This window comes from Nesterenkonia salmonea (assembly GCF_005771525.1).
GTDB classification, from domain to species: domain Bacteria; phylum Actinomycetota; class Actinomycetes; order Actinomycetales; family Micrococcaceae; genus Nesterenkonia; species Nesterenkonia salmonea.
In genome coordinates this window covers 1-607 of sequence record NZ_VAVZ01000119.1, presented here as the reverse complement: position 1 = coordinate 607, position 607 = coordinate 1, and the positions used below count along the sequence as shown (strand labels likewise).

General features: G+C 65.1%; 1 protein-coding gene. It reads left to right on the top strand.

Annotated elements, in window-relative coordinates; genetic code table 11:
- The coding region (locus FEF26_RS15535) for a transposase (protein WP_208012967.1) at positions 1–442 on the top strand (442 nt) is incomplete at its 5' end.
- Between the last annotated feature and the right edge of the window lie 165 nt (positions 443–607).

Here is a 607-nt window from a genome sequence, read left to right as displayed (position 1 = left end):
GCGGCCAGCGGAAACCCACCCCCGGCAACGGGGACAGGGCGCCGCTGGTCGACCCTTCACCACCATCAGCCCCGAGGTCTTCGATACCGCTGCTGCTGACCGGATGCACCGCGGTCATGCGGTGATCGAGCAGGTCAATGCCGAACTCAAAGCCGGACCCCTGGCGCATATGCCCTCAGGGCGGTTCCAGGCCAACGCGGCCTGGCTGGTCACCGCGGTGATCGCTCACAACCTGCTGCGCACAGTAGCCACCGTTATCGGTGGGGCCATGGCCCGCGCCCGAGCGCTGACCCTAAAGGCCAGGATCATCAGCATCCCAGCCCGGATCGCTCACCGCGCCCGCCGACTGATCCTGCACCTGCCCACCAAATGGAAATGGGAGAAAGCCTTCATCAAACTCTGGGCAGCAGCATTGGGACCACCAGCCGCGCAGAACACCTGATCATCTAGCCCCTTGCAGGGCACTCACACCGGAACCAAGGAGCCCCGGAAGCAGCGAAGTGGAACAGACCGGAGCGTGGCCGGGACACCACCACCTGCCCACCTTCCACGCACCTGCTGTTCAGGATTTCAGCAGCACTTCAGAGGCCGCGTCGGTGGATCGAGG